This is a genomic window from Clostridia bacterium, from assembly GCA_017438525.1.
In the GTDB taxonomy this organism is placed as follows: domain Bacteria; phylum Bacillota; class Clostridia; order Oscillospirales; family RGIG8002; genus RGIG8002.
In genome coordinates this window covers 21,999-39,010 of sequence record JAFRVI010000004.1, presented here as the reverse complement: position 1 = coordinate 39,010, position 17,012 = coordinate 21,999, and the positions used below count along the sequence as shown (strand labels likewise).

Genomic DNA, 17,012 nt, shown 5'->3' with positions numbered 1-17,012 from the left:
AGGACCTTGAAAAAGCTTTTCAAATTCAAATCAATAATATGCCTGCTGCTGATACTCGTTATCGCGGCAGGCATCGCCTTACCTGCAAGCGCTTATGCGTCTCAATCTTCAAAACTGTTTTCTCTGTTTGCGAGCGAAGGCGGCACGCTGCAGGGATTTATCGACAACACACTTGTTAAAGAAGCCGGAAGCAGTTACGGCGACTGGCTCTTTATCGATTTGATGCGTCACGACGCGTCTCTCAACGGAGACAAATACATAGCCGCGCTTGATGAATACCTTGTCGCGAACGAGCCAAAAAACAACACCGAAAAAGAACGTGTTGCCATTGCATATACCGCTGCCGGAGTCAGCAATGAATTTGTGAACTCAACGCTTGAAGCAGATTTTTCCGCGACAGGAATAAACGGAATTATTTTCGGACTTATCCTCCTCGACTGCGGCGGTTACGACAGCGCACGAAACGACAGGAACACGCTGATAAAAGCTATCCTTGACAGCCAGCTTCAAGATAACGGTTGGTCGCTTTTCGGCGCGGTTTCCGACGTCGACGTTACTTCTATGGCTCTTCAGGCGCTTGCGCCGTATAAAGCAAGAACCGACGTAGCGTCCGCGATCGACAGAGCGCTCTCGATGCTTTCCGAAAAGCAGACGGACGACGGCGACTTCAAGAGTATGATGGGTATGGGAAGACCGCCCATGCCCACCTGCGAAAGCACTGCGCAAGTGATCGTAGCGCTTACTGCGCTCGGCATCGATCCCGCGAAGAATACCGCATTTATCAAGAACGGAAACACCGTATACGACGGACTCAGGCGCTATCAGCTCAGCGACGGATCATATTGCCACACAACAGGTACGGGGCGCAACGCGATCGCAACCGAGCAGGCGGCGCGCGCGCTTGTCGCCGCTGAACGCTTTTCGACCGGCAAATCGCCTTACTTTTCTTTCAAAAAGCCCGTGAAACCGGACCCCGAGCCGCCCGTCGTGACTCCCGATGATCCGGCAGACAGTTCTTCGGGCGAAACACTCGGCAGCTCCGAAAATACCGAGACCCCCGACTCATCATCGTCCGACGCTTCATCAGACGAGTCGTCGAGCGCATCTTCAGAAGACGGCGCCGGAGTATCTTCGCTATCCTCTTCTATTGACAGCGCTTCAGAGATGTCATCCGGCTCGGAAACGGCCGCGCCGTCAAATAAGTCGGCGTATAAGTTCTACGTTTGCGGTGCGATAGGGCTTCTGTTCGCGGCCGTCTGCGTGATTCTTGCGATCAAGAAAAAAGCGTCGCTAAAGAATGTCATACCTATCGCCGTAGTCGCGATCCTGCTCATCTGCGGCGTTCTGCTTCTTAACTTCACCTCCGTCAAAGATTACTATTCCGTCAACTTGAGCAGCGCCGGTGAAGGTGACAATACCGTCACTATCAGCATCAGCTGCCGCATACTCGAGGGCGTTGAAGAGAACATACCCGAGGACGGATACATCCTCAAGCCGACTAAATACGTTATCAATGAAGGCGACACGGTGTTCGACGCGCTGCTCGCGGTAACCCGCGCAAATCAGATTAAAATCAATTACACGGGCAACGCCGGAGGGGTTCTGAGCGTATACGTAAGCTCAATCGCAGGTTTCTCGGAGATGCAGTACGGCGCTTTGTCCGGATGGATATACCGCGTGAACAATTACACTCCGGACGTCGGTTGCGGCAGCTACGACATCAAGGACGGCGACGTTATCGAATGGGTTTACACCCTCGATCTCGGAAAGGACGCTGAAAACGGATGACCGATATCAAACGCCTTCACCCGACGGCTCTTTTCATATACTTTCTGACTGTAATACTGCTGCCGATGTTCGTGCTCGACCCGGTTATACTCGCTCTTTCTCTGCTCGGGGCAACGCTTTGCCTCCTGTGCGTCAGAAAAAGCGGAGAAAAAAGCGGAATACTGCTCTATTCCCTGCTGTTTCTCGGCATAACCGTTATAAACCCGCTTATTTCCCACAACGGAGATACCGAGCTGTTTTTTATCAACAACAAGCCGGTAACGCTTGAAGCGATAATCTACGGCGCGGTCTCGGCGGTAATGATAATCGGAATACTGATCTGGTTCCGCTCGTTTTCCGCGGTAATGACCGGCGAAAAGCTGCTTTATCTGGTCGGAAGCGTTCTCCCGAAAACCTCCGTCATACTTTGCGCGGCGCTGCGGTATATCCCGCTTTTCAAAAAACAGCATGAAAAGATCAGAGCGACGCAGACGGCGATGGGACTTTATACCGCCGATAATATCACGGACAAGCTGAAGGGCTCCGCACGCGTGTTTTCGATACTCACCACCTGGTCGCTCGAAAACTCGATCGACACCGCTGACTCGATGAAGGCGCGCGGCTACGGATTGAAGCACAGAACGGCTTTTTCGCTTTATAAGTATCACGCTTCGGATATCGTTTTCACGATCATAACCGTACTCCTCGCCGCTTCGGCGATAACCTTCGCCGCAGTCGGCGGACTGTCAATGCAATTCTATCCGACCGTCGCGCTCCCCGAAACGACGGCGCTGATAGTCGCATGCTACATTTCCTACGGGACGCTGGCGCTTCTGCCCGCGGTCCTGGAGATAACGGAGATACTCAAATGGAGATACTTAACGTCAAGAATCTGACATTCGAATATCCGAAATGCGACCGCGAGGCGTTAAACGACGTTTCGTTCAGCGTGAATGAAGGAGATTTCATCGTACTTTTCGGGGAGACCGGCTGCGGCAAAACCACGCTTCTGCGCATGCTGAAGCGCGAGCTTTCCCCTGCCGGCGAAAAGTCCGGCAGCATTCTTTACAAGGGCGCCGAACTGTCCGACCTTGACGCAAAAACCGCCGCGACCGAAATCGGCTTCGTTATGCAGAAGCCGGAGAATCAGATTGTCACCGACAAGGTCTGGCATGAGCTTGCGTTCGGACTTGAAAGCGCGGGCTCTTCAAAAAGCGCGATAAACCGCCGCATCAGCGAAATGGCGAGCTACTTCGGCATCGGCAACTGGTTCCTGCGCGACGTTTCCGAGCTTTCCGGAGGCCAGAAGCAGCTTCTCAACCTCGCTTCCGTTATGGTAACGCAGCCGAAGCTCCTGCTTCTCGACGAACCGACGAGCCAGCTCGATCCGATCGCGGCTTCTGAATTCATAGCGACTCTCGCTAAGCTCAACCGCGAGCTTTCTTTGACGATAATCATTTCCGAGCACCGCCTCGAAGATCTCTTCCTCACAGCAGACAAAGCCATCCAGCTTAAAGACGGCAAGCTTATCGCGTACGGCGAGCCGCGCGCCGTCGCCGCGGGAATGGACAAAAACGACTTAATGGAAGCCGCGATGCCCTGCGCGGTGCGCGTCTGCAAGGCGCTCGATGCGGACTGCGAATACCCGCTGACCGTCAAGGAAGGCCGCGCTTTTATAGAAAAATACGGCAACGAAACCAAAGAACTGCCCGCGCCGGAGCGTACGTCAGGCAAAGAAGCGCTGCGGTTTTCACGCGTCTTCTTCCGCTACGGAAGAGAGCTTCCCGACGTGCTCTGCGATCTCAATCTTTCCGTGAAAGAAGGCGAAATATTCTGCCTCCTCGGCGACAACGCCTCAGGCAAAACAACTGCGCTCTCCGTCGCGGCGGGACTGCTTAAAGCGTACTCCGGCAAAGTCGAGGTTTTCGGCAAAAAGATTTACGCCTATAAAAGCGGAGAGCTATACAAAAACTGCGTCGCGATGCTGCCGCAGGACGTGCAGACGGTCTTCCTGCGCGAAACGGTACGCGAAGACCTCGCGGAAATAAGCGAAGACCTCTCTTCCCTCCCATTCGAAGTGACGCCTTATCTGGATAAGCATCCTTACGACCTGAGCGGCGGCGAACAGCAGCTCTGCGCACTCGCGAAAATGCTTCTTCTCAAGCCGCGTCTGCTTCTCCTCGACGAGCCGACAAAGGGCGTCGACGCCGCGGCGAAAAGGCGCGTAATCGAAATACTCCGCAAGCTCAAAGCCGACGGCGTGACCACGCTGCTCGTTACGCACGACGTCGAATTCGCCGCCTCCTGCGCGGACAGATGCGCGCTGTTTTTCAACGGCGCCGTCGCCGCGGTCGAAGAGCCCGAAACCTTCTTCTCGGAAAACAACTTCTATACGACCGCCGCAAGCAGAATGAGCCGCGGCCATTACGACCGCGCAGTGACCGCGGACGACGTCGTGAAACTCTGCGAAATAAACGGAAGGAAGCGGACATGAGAAAAAAACTCTCGATCGCGATACTGCTGCTTTCCGTACCGATAAGCGTACTGCTCGCGGCAACCGTCTTTTCTGATAAGAGTTACGCCTATCTTTCGCTCGTTATCGTAGTCATATCGCTCGCGGCGCTCTTCATTTCGTTTGAGAAAAAAGAAAACAGCGCAAGGCAGCTTATAGTGATCTCGATAATGTGCGTGCTGTCGATCGTAGGACGGCTCGTTTTCGCGGTCATACCAGCGTTCAAGCCGGTAACGGCGATAATAATACTGCTGTCTATGTATTTCGGCGGCGAAGCCGGCTTCATCTGCGGCGCGATGACGGCGCTGATATCGAACTTCTACTTCGGGCAGGGCCCGTGGACGCCGTATCAGATGCTCGCGTCGGGACTCGTCGGGCTCTTCGCCGGTCTGCTCGCCCCTCTGCTTCGCAGGAATCTGATAATTACCTGCGTTTACGGCGCGCTGGCTGGAGTGATATTCTCACTGATAATGGATATTCAAACGGCGATGTGGTACACGAACGAATTCAACCTTGCCGTATACGTGACGAAGATCGGCACTTCCCTGCCGTTCACGATAATTTACGCGATCTCGAACGTCATCTTCCTGCTGCTCCTCGCGAAACCGATAGGCAAAAAGATAGAGCGATTGAAGATCAAATACGGAATTTGAATTAACTGCATTAAAAAGCATCCGTCCTTGCAAGGACGGATGCTTTTATATAAACTTCCTAAAAAGAAAGCGCCGGGTTTACGGCGCTTTCGAACATATGCTTTTATCAGAAGAACGTCAGCTGGCTGCTCTTTGGGATTCCCGCGAACGCTCCGAGGTGATCCATCGCCTCGACGATGGATTTGGAAACGCCGCTGACGTTTTTTATATCCTCCTGCGTTGAGAAGCGGGATTCCTTCCGCGCTTCGGCGAGCGCGGTGGCGACGGAGTCGCCGAGTCCCGCGACGGCGATGAACGGCATCCTTATGCCGTCGCCTTCCACGACGAAGCGGAACGGATCGGATTTATATATATCGACCGGCAGGAAGCTGATGCCGCGCGAATACATCTCGATCGAGAGATCCATTACGTTAAGCGCGTTCTTATCGTTCGCCGACATTTTTGTCCCGCTTTCCTGCAGCTTCGCGAGCAGCGCCGCGCGCTTGCTCTTAATTCCGCTCAGGCCGCCGGACATCGTTTCGGCGTCGAAGCCGTCCGGACGGACGGTGAACAGCGCCGCGTAGAACTCGCGCGGACGGTAGACCTTGTACCACCCGAGGCGTATCGCGCTCATAACGTAAGCGGCGGCGTGCGCCTTCGGGAACATATACTTGATCTTTTTGCAGCTGTCGAGGTACCAGTCCGGCACGCCGTTGCTCTTCATAAGCTTCTCGTCGTCTTCGGAAAGAGTCTTATTTTTCTTTCTGACCTTTTCCATGATCGAGAACGCCTGATCGGACGGCAGTCCTTTGTGCATCAGATAGACCATTATATCGTCTCTGGTGCCTATGACCTCGGAGATCGTGCAGACATTGTTTTTAATGAGGTCCTGCGCGTTGCCGAGCCAGACGTCCGTGCCGTGCGAAAGGCCGGAGATCTGGAGCAGGTCGGAGAACTTCTTCGGCTGCGCCTCCACTAGCATCTGCCGCACGAACTCCGTGCCCATTTCGGGAAGTCCGAGAGTCCCCGTCTCGCAGTTGATCTGCTTTGCGTCAACTCCGAGCGCCTCCGGTGAAGTAAACAGCGACATGACCTTATTGTCATTCAGCGGAACGCTCGTGAAGGGCGTATCCGTCATATCGGTCAGATGCTTCGCGAGCGTCGGCACGTCGTGGCCGAGAAGGTCGAGCTTCAGCAGCGTATCGTGCATCGAGTTGAAGTCGAAATGCGTGGTTATTATGTCGGAGTCGGATTTATCCGCGGGACGCTGGACCGGCGTGAAATCATATATCTCGTAGCCCTTAGGCACGACGACGATGCCGCCGGGATGCTGCCCCGTCGTGCGCTTGACGCCGGTGACTCCCGTAACGAGACGCTCGATCTCGGCGTTGCTGACGAGCTTTCCGCGTTTTTCGAGGTACTTTTTGACGAAGCCGAACGCGGTCCTGTCCTGTATGACCGAAATCGTGCCGGCCTTGAAACAGTATTCGGCACCGAAGAGCGAATCGACGTATTTGTGAACGGTAGACTGGAATTCGCCGGAAATGTTAAGGTCGATATCCGGCGCTTTCTCTCCGTGGAAGCCGAGGAAGGTTTCAAACGGAATATCGTGGCCGTCTCCGATCATCATCTCGCCGCAGACCGGGCACGGTTTCCCGTCAAGCTCGAAACCGGATTTAACACTTCCGTCGGTAATGAATTCGGAATGCTTGCACTTCCTGCAGACGTAATGCGGCGGAAGCGGGTTGATTTCCGTAATGCCCGCCATAGTAGCGGCGAAGGAAGAGCCGACGGATCCGCGGGAACCGACAATATAGCCGTTTTCTTCGGAGAACATAACGATTCGGCGCGCGGATTCGTACATGACCGAGAAACCGTTATTGATAACCGAGTTTACCTCTTTCGCAAGGCGGTTTTCTACGATTTCGGGCAGCGGATCGCCGTAGATCTCGTGCGCCCTTGCATATGTATTGTCACGGAAGCTCGATTCCGCACCTTCGATAGATGGCGTGAAGGTCCCGTCCGGCACCGGAATGATATCTTCGATCATATCCGCTATCTTATTCGTGTTCGTCACGACGACTTCGTATGCCTTCTCTTCGCCGAGATATGAGAACTCGCGGAGCATATTGTCTGTCGAACGGAAATACAGTTCGCTTTCGGTTTCTCCCGATTGGAAGCCGACCGCATCCATAAGCACCTCGCGGAAGATGCTGTCGCGGGGGGTAAGGAAATGCACGTCACCGGTTGCGACGACCGGCTTGCCGAGCTTTTCGCCGAGCTCTACGATCTTTTTATTTATCGCTCTGATATCATCCTTGCTGTTGACAGAGGTGATATCGTCGTCGTTTATAAGAAATTCGTTATTAGCGACCGGCTGGATCTCGAAATAGTCGTAGTAATCGGCGATCTCTCTTATCTCTTCTTCGCTGCGCGCCTCGAGAACGGCGCGATACAGCTCGCCCTCCACGCACGCGCTGCCGACGATGAGGCCTTCGCGCAGGGCGTTAAGATCGCTCTTTTTGATTCTGGGCTGATAATAGAAGTTGTCTATATGCGCTTTAGAAATGAGCTTATAAAGGTTTTTGAGCCCCGTCTTGTTCTTAACCAGAAGCACCTGGTGGAAACGGTGCATCGAGTTTGTGTTCATGCCGTCAAGCGCGCCGTTCAGACCGGAGGTGTCGGAAACCCCGTCCGCTTTTAGCTTCTCGACAAGGTCGCGGAAGATCGCGGCCAGAACCTTCGTATCGTCGAGAGCCCTGTGATGACGGAAATCGCCGTAGCCGAGCAAACGCGCGACGGTGTCGAGCTTCATATTCTTCAGCTGCGGATAATACTTGCGGCAAAGCGGGATAGTATCGACGTGAGAATAAGCGTAAGGCATACCGCTGCGCCCGCAGGCGGCGGCGATAAAGCTCGTATCAAACGCGGCGTTGTGCGCGACAAGCACGCTGTCTCCGCAGAAGTCGAGGAACATACGCACCGCCTCGCCTTCTTTGGGAGCGTCCGCGACCATCTCGTTAGTTATTCCGGTTATGCCCTGTATCTTTTCGCTGATGGGCTTTTCGGGATTACAGAACGTCTGGAACTCTTCTTCGACCTCTCCGCCGCGGAACTTTACGGCGGCTATCTCGGTTATTCTGTCCGTGGAAAGCGTCGTGCCGGTCGTTTCGATATCAAATACAGTGAATTCGCCGTCAAGAGACACATCGGCATCTCCGGCAAACGCTTTCACGACGTCGTTAATGAAATAGTCCTCAACGCCGTAGAGCATTTTCACTCCGTATTTCTTTGAAGCGGCAGCGGCGGCCGGATACGACTGCACGACCCCGTGATCCGTAACGGCGATCGCTTTATGTCCCCACTCGGAAGCGCGTTTAACGTAATCCGCAATATCATTCACTCCGTCCATCGAGGACATATTCGTGTGAAGATGAAGCTCGACGCGTTTTTCCTCCGCGGTGTCCGGCACAGTCTGTTTCGGAACGGTCATTATGTCGTCGGCAAAAAGGCACATATCGCCGAAGAACCTGTCGTAACGCATTATGCCGCGCACGCGGATGCGGGTTCCCTCGGAAAGCTTTTCCATTACTCTGCCGAGCTTGTCCGTATAATCCTCAAGCTTTAAGGCGACGGACGCGGTGTAATCTGTTATAAAGATCGTCGCGCGAAGCTTTGATCCGTCACGCGTTTCGCGCGTGTCGATTTTGAAAATATCACCCTCTACGCAGACTTTTCCCGTGTCCTCGCTTATCGAAGCCATCTGAACGGTTGCTTTCGTTATCTTATCCCCAAGCAGAACACGCTCTCTTTTTACGTTTGCTTCGGTTGACAATTCGGTTGACAACGCAAGTATTTCCTCATCATTATCGGTGTTGTCGACGACGATTGTTCCGTCATATACGATTGTATACGGCTTATCGCAGGCCGCGCGCATCTGCTTCTCGAGATACGCCGTGACTCCTCTGGCGTCGAGATAGGATTTGCCTCCTTTAGTCAGCGTTATGGTTATGGTACTGCCGCTGACGGTGTATTTGCATCCGGCAAGCAGCGATGCGGCAGGCGGGCTCTTCGACGTCACCCTGTTCAGTACGTCGGCAAAAGTAAATATATCCGTATTCTCTTCTGCGGCAGTCTGAACTTCCGGGATTTCGGCAGCGGCATCGGCTTTCGTTTCCGCAACGGTATCGTCAACGTGTTCCGGAGTCGGCTGCGGCTCGGCGGCAGGATCGGGCTCGGTTTCTGGCTCGCTCTCTGCGCAGTCGACGACAACGCCATTGAAAGCGAATTGCGAAGTGAGCAGCGATGAAATTTCACTCTTCCTTTCCTCGCTCAAATATTCGAGTAAATTAAGATAAAGAACGTTACTCTCCCTCTCGAGAAAAGCGTTCTTTATGGTTAAAGCGCCGATCTCGTCGGGAACGGCGACTTTTTGAAACACGTCTGTAAACTTGTATCTTTTATCACTCATCTTTTGATTCGTATTCCTTTACGTATTTTTCCAGAGTAGACAGAAGCTCGGATTCTTTTACCTTTTCAACTACCTCGCCCTTTTTGAAAACAAGTCCGACTCCGTTGCCGCCGGTTATGCCGAAATCCGCGTCACGCGCTTCGCCGGGGCCGTTGACGACACAGCCCATCACCGCGACTTTGATCGGCTTTTTGCATCCGGAAAGCATGGATTCGACTCTCGCGGCAAGCGTCTTGACGTCAATGCGCGTTCTGCCGCAGGTCGGACAGGAAACTACCTGCGCTCCGCGGCGAAGTCCGCACGCCTTGAGTATCTCTATTCCGGCCTCGACCTCTTTGACGGGCGAAGCGGTCAGTGAAACGCGAAGCGTGTCCCCTATCCCGTCGAGCAGAAGCGATCCGAGCGCGGCGGCACTGCGGATCGCGCCGGTCCATTCGGTGCCCGCCTCCGTAACGCCGATATGAAGCGGATAATCCGACGCTGAAGAAAACAAGCGGTACGCCTTTACGGTATCTGTTACCGACGAAGTCTTTATCGAAACGACGGTGTTGAAAAAGTTCAGTTCTTCGAGAAGTCTGACGGCGTTCAGCGCGCTCTCGCAAAGCGCCTCCGGAGTCGCGGCGCCGTACTTCTCAAGCAGTTCTTTTTCAAGCGAGCCGGAATTAACGCCGACTCTGACGGCAACATTATTGGCGGCACACTTTTCTATTACCGCCCGCACCTTTTCCGAGCCGCCGATATTCCCGGGGTTGATCCTGATTTTATCGGCTCCCGAATCCACGGAAGCGACAGCGAGTTTATAATCGAAGTGTATATCGGCGACAACGGGTATCGGGACCGCTTTTTTGACCGCTTCAAGCGCTTTGAGCGCGTCCGCATCCGGAACCGCAAGACGCAGAACATCAGCGCCTGCGGCCTGAACCGCAAGCGCCTGCGCGACGTTGCCTTCAACGTCGTATGACGGAGCGTCAAGCATCGTCTGAACGGAAACGGGAGCGCCGCCGCCGATATAGATATTCCCTACCTTAACAATGCGCGTCATCTGACACCTCAAACGAATAACGAGAAGATATCCTTCGCAAACACAAGTATCATAAGACCTATGAGCAGCACAAATCCTGCTGTGTGAATAATGCCCTCGACCTTGCGGCTGACGGGCTTGCTGAAAATTATCTCGATCAGCGTAAAGAGTATTCTGCCTCCGTCAAGCGCCGGCAGCGGCAGGAGATTGAATACGCCGAGGTTTATGCTGATCATACCGATAAGGTTGAGCACCGTCTTCCAGCCGCTTGAAACAGTTTTCACCACCGTTTCGGTGACCGCAACAGGTCCGCCGAGCGAACGGACGGGTATCTTGCCCGTTATAAGACTGGCAAACGAATATAAAACAAGTCTTACCGTTGAAACGGTCTCGGATATGCTGTATCCGATAACGCCGAAAAACGTCTTTTCTTTACCTAAAAACTGATACGCGTCCGGTCCGTATTCGAAATACGTCCCTTTGGAGCCGGATTTCTCATCCGTGTAAACGTAAAGCTCTACGTCTTTAAGCTCTTTCTCGACTCCGTCTCTGACGATGATGAAATCTGCCTTTCCGTCGTCGTCAAGAGCGAGTACGTAATCGAGGTCGCGCGGGATATATACCCGTCTGTCATTGACTTTAATTATCTCGTCGCCTACCTGAATCGCGCTCTGAACGCCCTCGTTCGCTTTCGGAACGTTGGCGATGATACGTGTGCCCAAAAGCGGCATCTGACAGACGAGAATCGACATTATCAGCAAGCCGAGCAGTATATTCATCGTCGCGCCTGCGGCGAGAATGATAAGACGCTTCCAAGGACGCTGATTGACGAACGCGCGGGGTTCCGCGCTCTCCCCGTCCTCGCCCTCCATGGCGCAGTAGCCGCCGATCGGGAACAAACGGAGCGAGTATTCGGTTTCGCCCTTGCCGAATTTGAAAAGCGCGGGTCCCATACCGAGCGCGAACTTGTTGACCTTCACCTTGAACAGCTTCGCGGTTATGAAGTGTCCGAATTCGTGAATGAAGATCATTACGGCAAAGGCGATTATAGATATAAGAATGCCGAGGAAAGTATTCATATTATCACCAGGTTCTCTTTACCGCCGACGCAATCCTTCTGCCCTGCATATCGGCGTCAATGATACCGTCGAGGTCGTTATCGGTAGGAGCGGCGCCGAGCAAGGCCGTTTCCACGCAGCGCGGTATGTCGCAAAAACCGATCTCGCGCTTCAAAAAGCGCTCGACGGCGACTTCGTTAGCGCCGTTGAGGACCGCGGTCGCGTTACCGCCCATTTCGAGCGCGGTGTAAGCGTAGTCGAGGCATTTGAACGTCGCGACGTCGGGTTCCTCGAAATTGAGACTGCCGAGCAAGGCGAAATCCACCGGCTTATAATCGGCATATTCCCTGCTCGGATACGTCAGCGCATAGCTTATCGGCAGCCGCATATCCGGATACGACATCTGCGCTATGACAGCCCCGTCTCTGAAACGCACCATCGAGTGAATGATGCTTTCTTTATGGATGACAACTTCGATTTTTTCAGTCGGAACGCCAAACAGACGAACGGCTTCGATGACCTCAAGCCCTTTATTCATCAGCGTCGCGGAATCGACGGATATCTTCTGCCCCATGTTCCAGTTCGGATGCTTGACGGCCTGCTCGGGAGTAACGCCGCGCAGCTCGAATTCTTTCATTCCTCTGAATGGTCCGCCGGAACCGGTAAGAATTATCTTGTCGACCTCAGCGTCGTGATTTGACGAAGCGAGCATACACTGAAAGATCGCGCTGTGCTCACTGTCGATCGGGAATATCTCGACGCCGTACTTCTTTGCGAGAGGGATAACGTATTCGCCTCCGGCGACAAGACTTTCTTTGTTGGCGAGCGCGAGGCGTTTGCCGGCTTTTATCGCGGCGACGGTGGGCTTCAGACCGGCGAAGCCGACAACGGCGTTCACAACGGTCGAAGCGTCGCATTCCGATATGCACGAGGAAAGCGCTTCTTCGCCGCAATATACCCGCGTTTCCGTATCGGCAACGCGGATCTTCAATTCTTCGGCCGCCGCCGGATCCGTCATTACGGCGGCGGCGGGCGCGAATTCTCTGATCTGCTTCTCCAGCAGCTCAACGCTGGTTTTTGCTGACAAAAGCGTGATACGCATGCCCAGCGAGCGTATCACGTCAAGCGTCTGTATTCCGATCGAACCGGTCGAGCCGAGAACGGCTACTGAATTGTCATTCATATTTTATGCTCCGCTCAATGAATTATCATATGTACACCGATATAATCGAGTCCGTAAACAAATAAAAGGAAGGTCGGCGCCGCAAAAATCAAACTGTCGAATCTGTCGAGGATGCCTCCGTGACCGGGCATAAGACTTCCGAAATCCTTCAGATCGCAGTGCCTCTTTATAACCGACATGAACAAATCTCCGAACTGCCCTATCACGCTCGTAAGAAGTCCGGCCGCGGCAAACAAAGGAAGATTGACGTCAACGCCTATGACCTTCTCCGAAATAACGCCGGCCGCTATAAACGTAAGCACGCCGAAAACGGCTCCGCCTATCGCGCCTTCGACGGTTTTTTTCGGGCTGACTGACGGAGCAAGCTTGTGCCTGCCGATCAGCATACCAGTAAACAGCGCGAAAGTATCGGTAAGTATAACGCAAACGATCGGAAGCAGCATAAACACAAAATTCATGCGCGCGTCAACGACCATCGTCTCGGGCATCCTGCGCAGAACGATAAGTGATGAAAGGAATACCGGAATGATAGTCGCCATCAAAAATGCGACGGATATGTGTTCAAGTCTGTACTTCTTGTTCTTGAATACGAGAAGCATAAACAGCGATACAACGAATACGAAAGCAAGCCCGATGAATACCCCTATCCTCATTTCGCCCGGGAAGAGATACAAAAACGGTATTGCAGCCGCGTAGATAATACTCAGCACCGTCAGCGTGTGATCCTGAACGTACTTTGTTGCAGAAAGAAGCTCGTATATTCCGACGGCGGAAATAAGAGCTATCGCAATATTGAGAACGATCGTATCCGACCAAATTAAGATCGGCGCGGCAAGTAGTATAAGTATTGAGGCGGTAATTATCCTCTGCTTCATTTTCTGCCCCCGTATCTGCGGTCTCTTTCCGCAAAGTCGTTAAAAGCGCGCAGCAGATCTTTTTCATCAAAGTCAGGCCAAAGCACCTTGTCAAACCAGAACTCCGAATACGCCGCCTGCCAAAGCATAAAATTCGAGAGCCGCTGTTCCCCGCTCGGACGGATGATAAGATCCGGCGACGGCTGTCCTGCGGTATATAGATAATTCTCGACGGTTTCTTCGCTTATATCCTCTTTCACAAGCTTACCCGTTTCAATATCGGAAAGCATTTCTTTGAAAGCGTGAACGATCTCAGCGCGACCGCCGTAGTTCAGCGCGACGTTCAGCGCCATACCGTTGTTGTAGGCGCTGTCAGCTTCCAATCGCCGTATCTCATCTATAACGTCCTGCGGGAACGGCGAAACGTCTCCGATAAATCTTATCGCAACGTTCTCGTCCTTGAACTCATTAAACGCTTTCTTAAGGTATTCGCGCAGGATATCGACAATAGAATCTATCTCTTCCTGCGAACGCTTCCAATTCTCCGTTGAAAAAGCGTATACGGTAACGTATTTGACGCCGAGCTTCTTGCAGCGCAAAACCGTATCACGAAAAACCCCGGCACCTTTTCTGTGTCCGAGGGTTCTCGGCAGACCTCGTTTTTTTGCCCAGCGGCCGTTACCGTCCATAATGATCCCCACGGACACAGGAACGGCTGTCGGAAGCTCTTGCTTTTTACTCAACTCAGACCTCTAATATCTCTTTTTCCTTGACATCAAGGACTTTCGTGATCTTATCGGAATAGGAATCGGTAAGCTCCTGGATATCCTTTTCGCAGATTTTATAATCGTCCTCGGTCATCTCGCTCGCCTTCTGCTGCTTCTTGAATTCTTCGATAGCGTCGCGGCGAATATTTCTGACAGAGACCTTCGCTTCTTCGGCGTACTTGTGGAGCGTCTTGACGATCTCCCTGCGGCGTTCCTCGGTCAGAGGAGGAATAACGAGGCGAATGCTCTTGCCGTCGTTCTGCGGATTTATGCCCAGCTCGGAAGTCAGTATGGCCTTCTCGATCGCTTTAATCTGAGATGCGTCCCAAGGAGCGATCATGAGAACACGGGGTTCCGGTACTGAAACCGCAGCCATCTGATTGATGGGAGTGGGCGTTCCGTAATAATCCACCCTGATCTTATCGAGAACGGCAGGGTTCGCTCTGCCGGCACGGATAGTGCCGAATTCGGTTTCAAGTGCGGAAAGGGTCTTCTGCATTTTTGCTTCAATTTCCGGATAAGTGCCTTTCATAGTCAAAACTCCTTTACTGTTGTCCCTATCTTCTCGCCCTTAACGGCTCTGAAGATGTTGTCGGGGTCGTTGAGATTAAACACAAGAATGGGTATCCTGTTCTCCATACAAAGCGATATGGCCGCATAATCCATAACGCCAAGCTGCTGATTGATAACGTCAAGGTAGGTCAATTCATCGATCTTGACGGCGTCGGGATACTTATGAGGATCCTTGTTGAACACACCGTCTACGTTGGTGGCCTTCATTATGATGTCGGCTTCGATCTCGGCCGCGCGAAGCGCCGCTGCGGTATCGGTCGAGAAGAAAGGATTGCCCGTGCCGGCGCCGAAAACTATTACGCGGTTTTTGTCGAAATGCCTGATCGCGCGTCCTCTGATATACGGCTCGGCAATTGATTTCATTTCAATAGCGGTCATCACGCGCGTGGGCACTCCCTGCTCCTGAATCGCATCCGCAAGCGCAAGCGCGTTCATGGTCGTCGCGAGCATGCCTATATGGTCGGCCGTGGTACGATCCATACTCTCGTGCTGCCTTCCGCGCCAGAAATTGCCGCCGCCGACGACGATCGCTATCTCGACGCCGAGCTCATAGACCTTTTTAACACTCGACGAGATGCGCTGTAATGTCTCATAATCAAGTCCGTGGCCATATTCTCCGGCGAGGGCTTCCCCGCTGATTTTCAACAGGATTCTTTTATACATATCTTTCATCAGGCACCCCTACTTCATTCTGTAATCAGAATTATACTAACGAATATTTTACTACATAAACATACCGGTTGTAAAGTGTAAAATCCAAATATTTACAAACAAATTATTCCGCGACGGAATCATCGCCCTCGATAAGCGCCACCGCGCGTCCGAAGTCGAGCGCGTCGTCATTCGAGCCGAGTTTGGTCATTGCGTCGAGTCGCAGCTGGATCTTGCGCGTACGCGTGCCGACGAGCGTTTCGAGCTCCTCGCGCGCCTGGTCGAGACGGTCCTGTGTCTTTTTGAGCACGGTGCCGAATTTCTCGAACTCGCTCTTAACTGCCGCCAACGCGTTCCACACCTCAGAAGTGTGCTTCTTTATCGCAAGAGTACGGAAGCCCATCTGCAAGCTGTTAAGCAGCGCCGCCATAGTCGTCGGACCGGCAATCATGATCTTGCTTTCGCGCTGGAGAACCTCAACAAGTCCGCGCTGGACAACTTCGGCATAAAGGCCCTCAAAAGGAAGGAAAAGAATACCGAAATCCGTGGTCGCAGGCGGCGAAACGTACTTGGCGTGTATTGTTTTTGCCTCGTTTCTTATGCGGCTTTCAAGCTGCTTCCCCGCTGCTTCGACGGCGGCGGCGTCACCGCTTTCGCGCGCGTCAAGAAGCTGCTGGTAAAGATCCGAGGGAAATTTCGCGTCTATCGGCAGGAAAACGGATTCGTCCCCGTCGCCGGGAAGGCGTATCGCATACTCCACCCTGTCGGAGCTTCCTTTTACAGTCGCTATATTCACCTCGTATTGCTCAGGCGAGAGTATCTGTTCGAGGATCGCGCCGAGCTGGTATTCACCGAGCGTTCCGCGCGTCTTCACGTTGGACAAAACCTTCTTGAGATCGCCGACGTCGGATGCGACGGATTTCATTTCGCCCAGGCCCTTGTAAACCTTTTCAAGCTGCTCGCTGACCGCGGAGAACGAACGCTGCAGGCGCTCTTCGAGCGTCTTCTGCAGTTTTTCATCAACGGTATTACGCATCTCGTCAAGCTTTTTGCCGTTTTCCTCTATCATCAGTCTGATGCTTTCGTTAGTCGAAACGCGGATGCTCTCGAGCTTCTTTTCGTTCTGCTCCGAGAAAGCCCGGATACGCTCGTTCATTTCACTCATCGTATTTGCGAGCGACTGACGAAGCGCGCGCTGACTCTCTATCAGATTAGTAGAAAGCTCGGAAATGCGGACGTCCTGTTTCTGAGCAACGCTGCGCTGGAGCTCCGCGACGTTTTCAAAGCTGTTTTTCGAGGCAGTCTGCGTCTGCACGGAAAGCTCGCTCCGCGTCGCGCGCAGTTCATCGATAATATCGCGTTTTAACTCGAGGTTATCCCCCTTCTTTTTTCCGGAAAGCGCAGCAATAAACGCGCAAGCCGACAAAACGCAAGCAATACAGGCGACAATCAGCGTTATTATCCCGACAGTTTCCATTTTTCCACCATCCTATTCCGTCGATTTAGATACGTTTCATATATAA

At 53.0% G+C, this 17,012-nt stretch carries 13 protein-coding genes; 4 read left to right on the top strand and 9 right to left on the bottom strand.

Annotated features, from left to right (window positions below; translation table 11 throughout):
• Positions 1–6 precede the first annotated feature (6 nt).
• Genes IJL83_00465 through IJL83_00450 form a run of 4 tightly spaced genes read left to right on the top strand, consistent with a single transcriptional unit; the run spans position 7 to position 4,932 of the window.
• Positions 7–1,788, top strand: a complete 1,782-nt coding sequence (locus IJL83_00465) for a DUF4430 domain-containing protein (GenBank protein MBQ6552083.1) — start codon at positions 7–9, stop codon at positions 1,786–1,788.
• Positions 1,785–2,663, top strand: coding sequence for a cobalt transport protein (locus tag IJL83_00460; protein MBQ6552082.1), 879 nt, complete (start codon positions 1,785–1,787; stop codon positions 2,661–2,663). Before IJL83_00465 ends, IJL83_00460 begins: the two co-directional genes overlap by 4 nt.
• Entirely contained in the window at positions 2,636–4,261 is a 1,626-nt protein-coding gene (locus IJL83_00455; GenBank protein ID MBQ6552081.1) for an ATP-binding cassette domain-containing protein, read from the top strand. The genes IJL83_00460 and IJL83_00455 overlap by 28 nt, the downstream gene beginning before the upstream one ends.
• On the top strand, positions 4,258–4,932 hold the full coding sequence (locus tag IJL83_00450) for an ECF transporter S component (GenBank protein ID MBQ6552080.1): 675 nt from the start codon (positions 4,258–4,260) through the stop codon (positions 4,930–4,932). The genes IJL83_00455 and IJL83_00450 overlap by 4 nt, the downstream gene beginning before the upstream one ends.
• 106 nt (positions 4,933–5,038) lie before the next feature.
• Here IJL83_00450 and IJL83_00445 read toward each other — a convergent pair whose 3' ends face one another.
• The 9 genes from IJL83_00445 to rmuC form a co-directional block, all read right to left on the bottom strand.
• Complete coding sequence (locus tag IJL83_00445) at positions 5,039–9,382, bottom strand: PolC-type DNA polymerase III (GenBank protein ID MBQ6552079.1); 4,344 nt, start codon at positions 9,380–9,382, stop codon at positions 5,039–5,041.
• Complete coding sequence (gene ispG / locus IJL83_00440; protein ID MBQ6552078.1) at positions 9,375–10,436, bottom strand: flavodoxin-dependent (E)-4-hydroxy-3-methylbut-2-enyl-diphosphate synthase; 1,062 nt, start codon at positions 10,434–10,436, stop codon at positions 9,375–9,377. Before ispG ends, IJL83_00445 begins: the two co-directional genes overlap by 8 nt.
• Positions 10,433–11,482, bottom strand: a complete 1,050-nt coding sequence (locus IJL83_00435; protein MBQ6552077.1) for a site-2 protease family protein — start codon at positions 11,480–11,482, stop codon at positions 10,433–10,435. The genes ispG and IJL83_00435 overlap by 4 nt, the downstream gene beginning before the upstream one ends.
• A 4-nt stretch (positions 11,483–11,486) precedes the next feature.
• Positions 11,487–12,644, bottom strand: a complete 1,158-nt coding sequence (locus IJL83_00430) for a 1-deoxy-D-xylulose-5-phosphate reductoisomerase (GenBank protein MBQ6552076.1) — start codon at positions 12,642–12,644, stop codon at positions 11,487–11,489.
• A gap of 14 nt (positions 12,645–12,658) precedes the next feature.
• Positions 12,659–13,519, bottom strand: a complete 861-nt coding sequence (locus IJL83_00425) for a phosphatidate cytidylyltransferase (protein ID MBQ6552075.1) — start codon at positions 13,517–13,519, stop codon at positions 12,659–12,661.
• The gene (locus tag IJL83_00420; protein ID MBQ6552074.1) at positions 13,516–14,241 is read right to left on the bottom strand and encodes an isoprenyl transferase; all 726 of its coding nucleotides are present in this window, start codon (positions 14,239–14,241) and stop codon (positions 13,516–13,518) included. The genes IJL83_00425 and IJL83_00420 overlap by 4 nt, the downstream gene beginning before the upstream one ends.
• A 1-nt stretch (position 14,242) precedes the next feature.
• The gene (gene frr / locus IJL83_00415) at positions 14,243–14,797 is read right to left on the bottom strand and encodes a ribosome recycling factor (protein MBQ6552073.1); all 555 of its coding nucleotides are present in this window, start codon (positions 14,795–14,797) and stop codon (positions 14,243–14,245) included.
• 2 nt (positions 14,798–14,799) lie between these two features.
• Positions 14,800–15,513, bottom strand: coding sequence for a UMP kinase (locus IJL83_00410; GenBank protein ID MBQ6552072.1), 714 nt, complete (start codon positions 15,511–15,513; stop codon positions 14,800–14,802).
• 100 nt (positions 15,514–15,613) lie between these two features.
• Positions 15,614–16,966, bottom strand: a complete 1,353-nt coding sequence (gene rmuC, locus IJL83_00405) for a DNA recombination protein RmuC (GenBank protein ID MBQ6552071.1) — start codon at positions 16,964–16,966, stop codon at positions 15,614–15,616.
• Between the last annotated feature and the right edge of the window lie 46 nt (positions 16,967–17,012).

Excerpts from the sequence above, each read along its gene's own strand:
- IJL83_00460 (MBQ6552082.1), top strand. The coding sequence starts at position 1,785 with ATGACCGATATCAAACGCCTTCACCCGACGGCTCTTTTCATATACTTT.
- IJL83_00455 (MBQ6552081.1), top strand. The coding sequence starts at position 2,636 with ATGGAGATACTTAACGTCAAGAATCTGACATTCGAATATCCGAAATGC.
- IJL83_00450 (MBQ6552080.1), top strand. The coding sequence starts at position 4,258 with ATGAGAAAAAAACTCTCGATCGCGATACTGCTGCTTTCCGTACCGATA.
- IJL83_00445 (MBQ6552079.1), bottom strand. The coding sequence starts at position 9,382 with ATGAGTGATAAAAGATACAAGTTTACAGACGTGTTTCAAAAAGTCGCC.
- IJL83_00435 (MBQ6552077.1), bottom strand. The coding sequence starts at position 11,482 with ATGAATACTTTCCTCGGCATTCTTATATCTATAATCGCCTTTGCCGTA.
- IJL83_00430 (MBQ6552076.1), bottom strand. The coding sequence starts at position 12,644 with ATGAATGACAATTCAGTAGCCGTTCTCGGCTCGACCGGTTCGATCGGA.
- IJL83_00425 (MBQ6552075.1), bottom strand. The coding sequence starts at position 13,519 with ATGAAGCAGAGGATAATTACCGCCTCAATACTTATACTACTTGCCGCG.
- frr (MBQ6552073.1), bottom strand. The coding sequence starts at position 14,797 with ATGAAAGGCACTTATCCGGAAATTGAAGCAAAAATGCAGAAGACCCTT.
- rmuC (MBQ6552071.1), bottom strand. The coding sequence starts at position 16,966 with ATGGAAACTGTCGGGATAATAACGCTGATTGTCGCCTGTATTGCTTGC.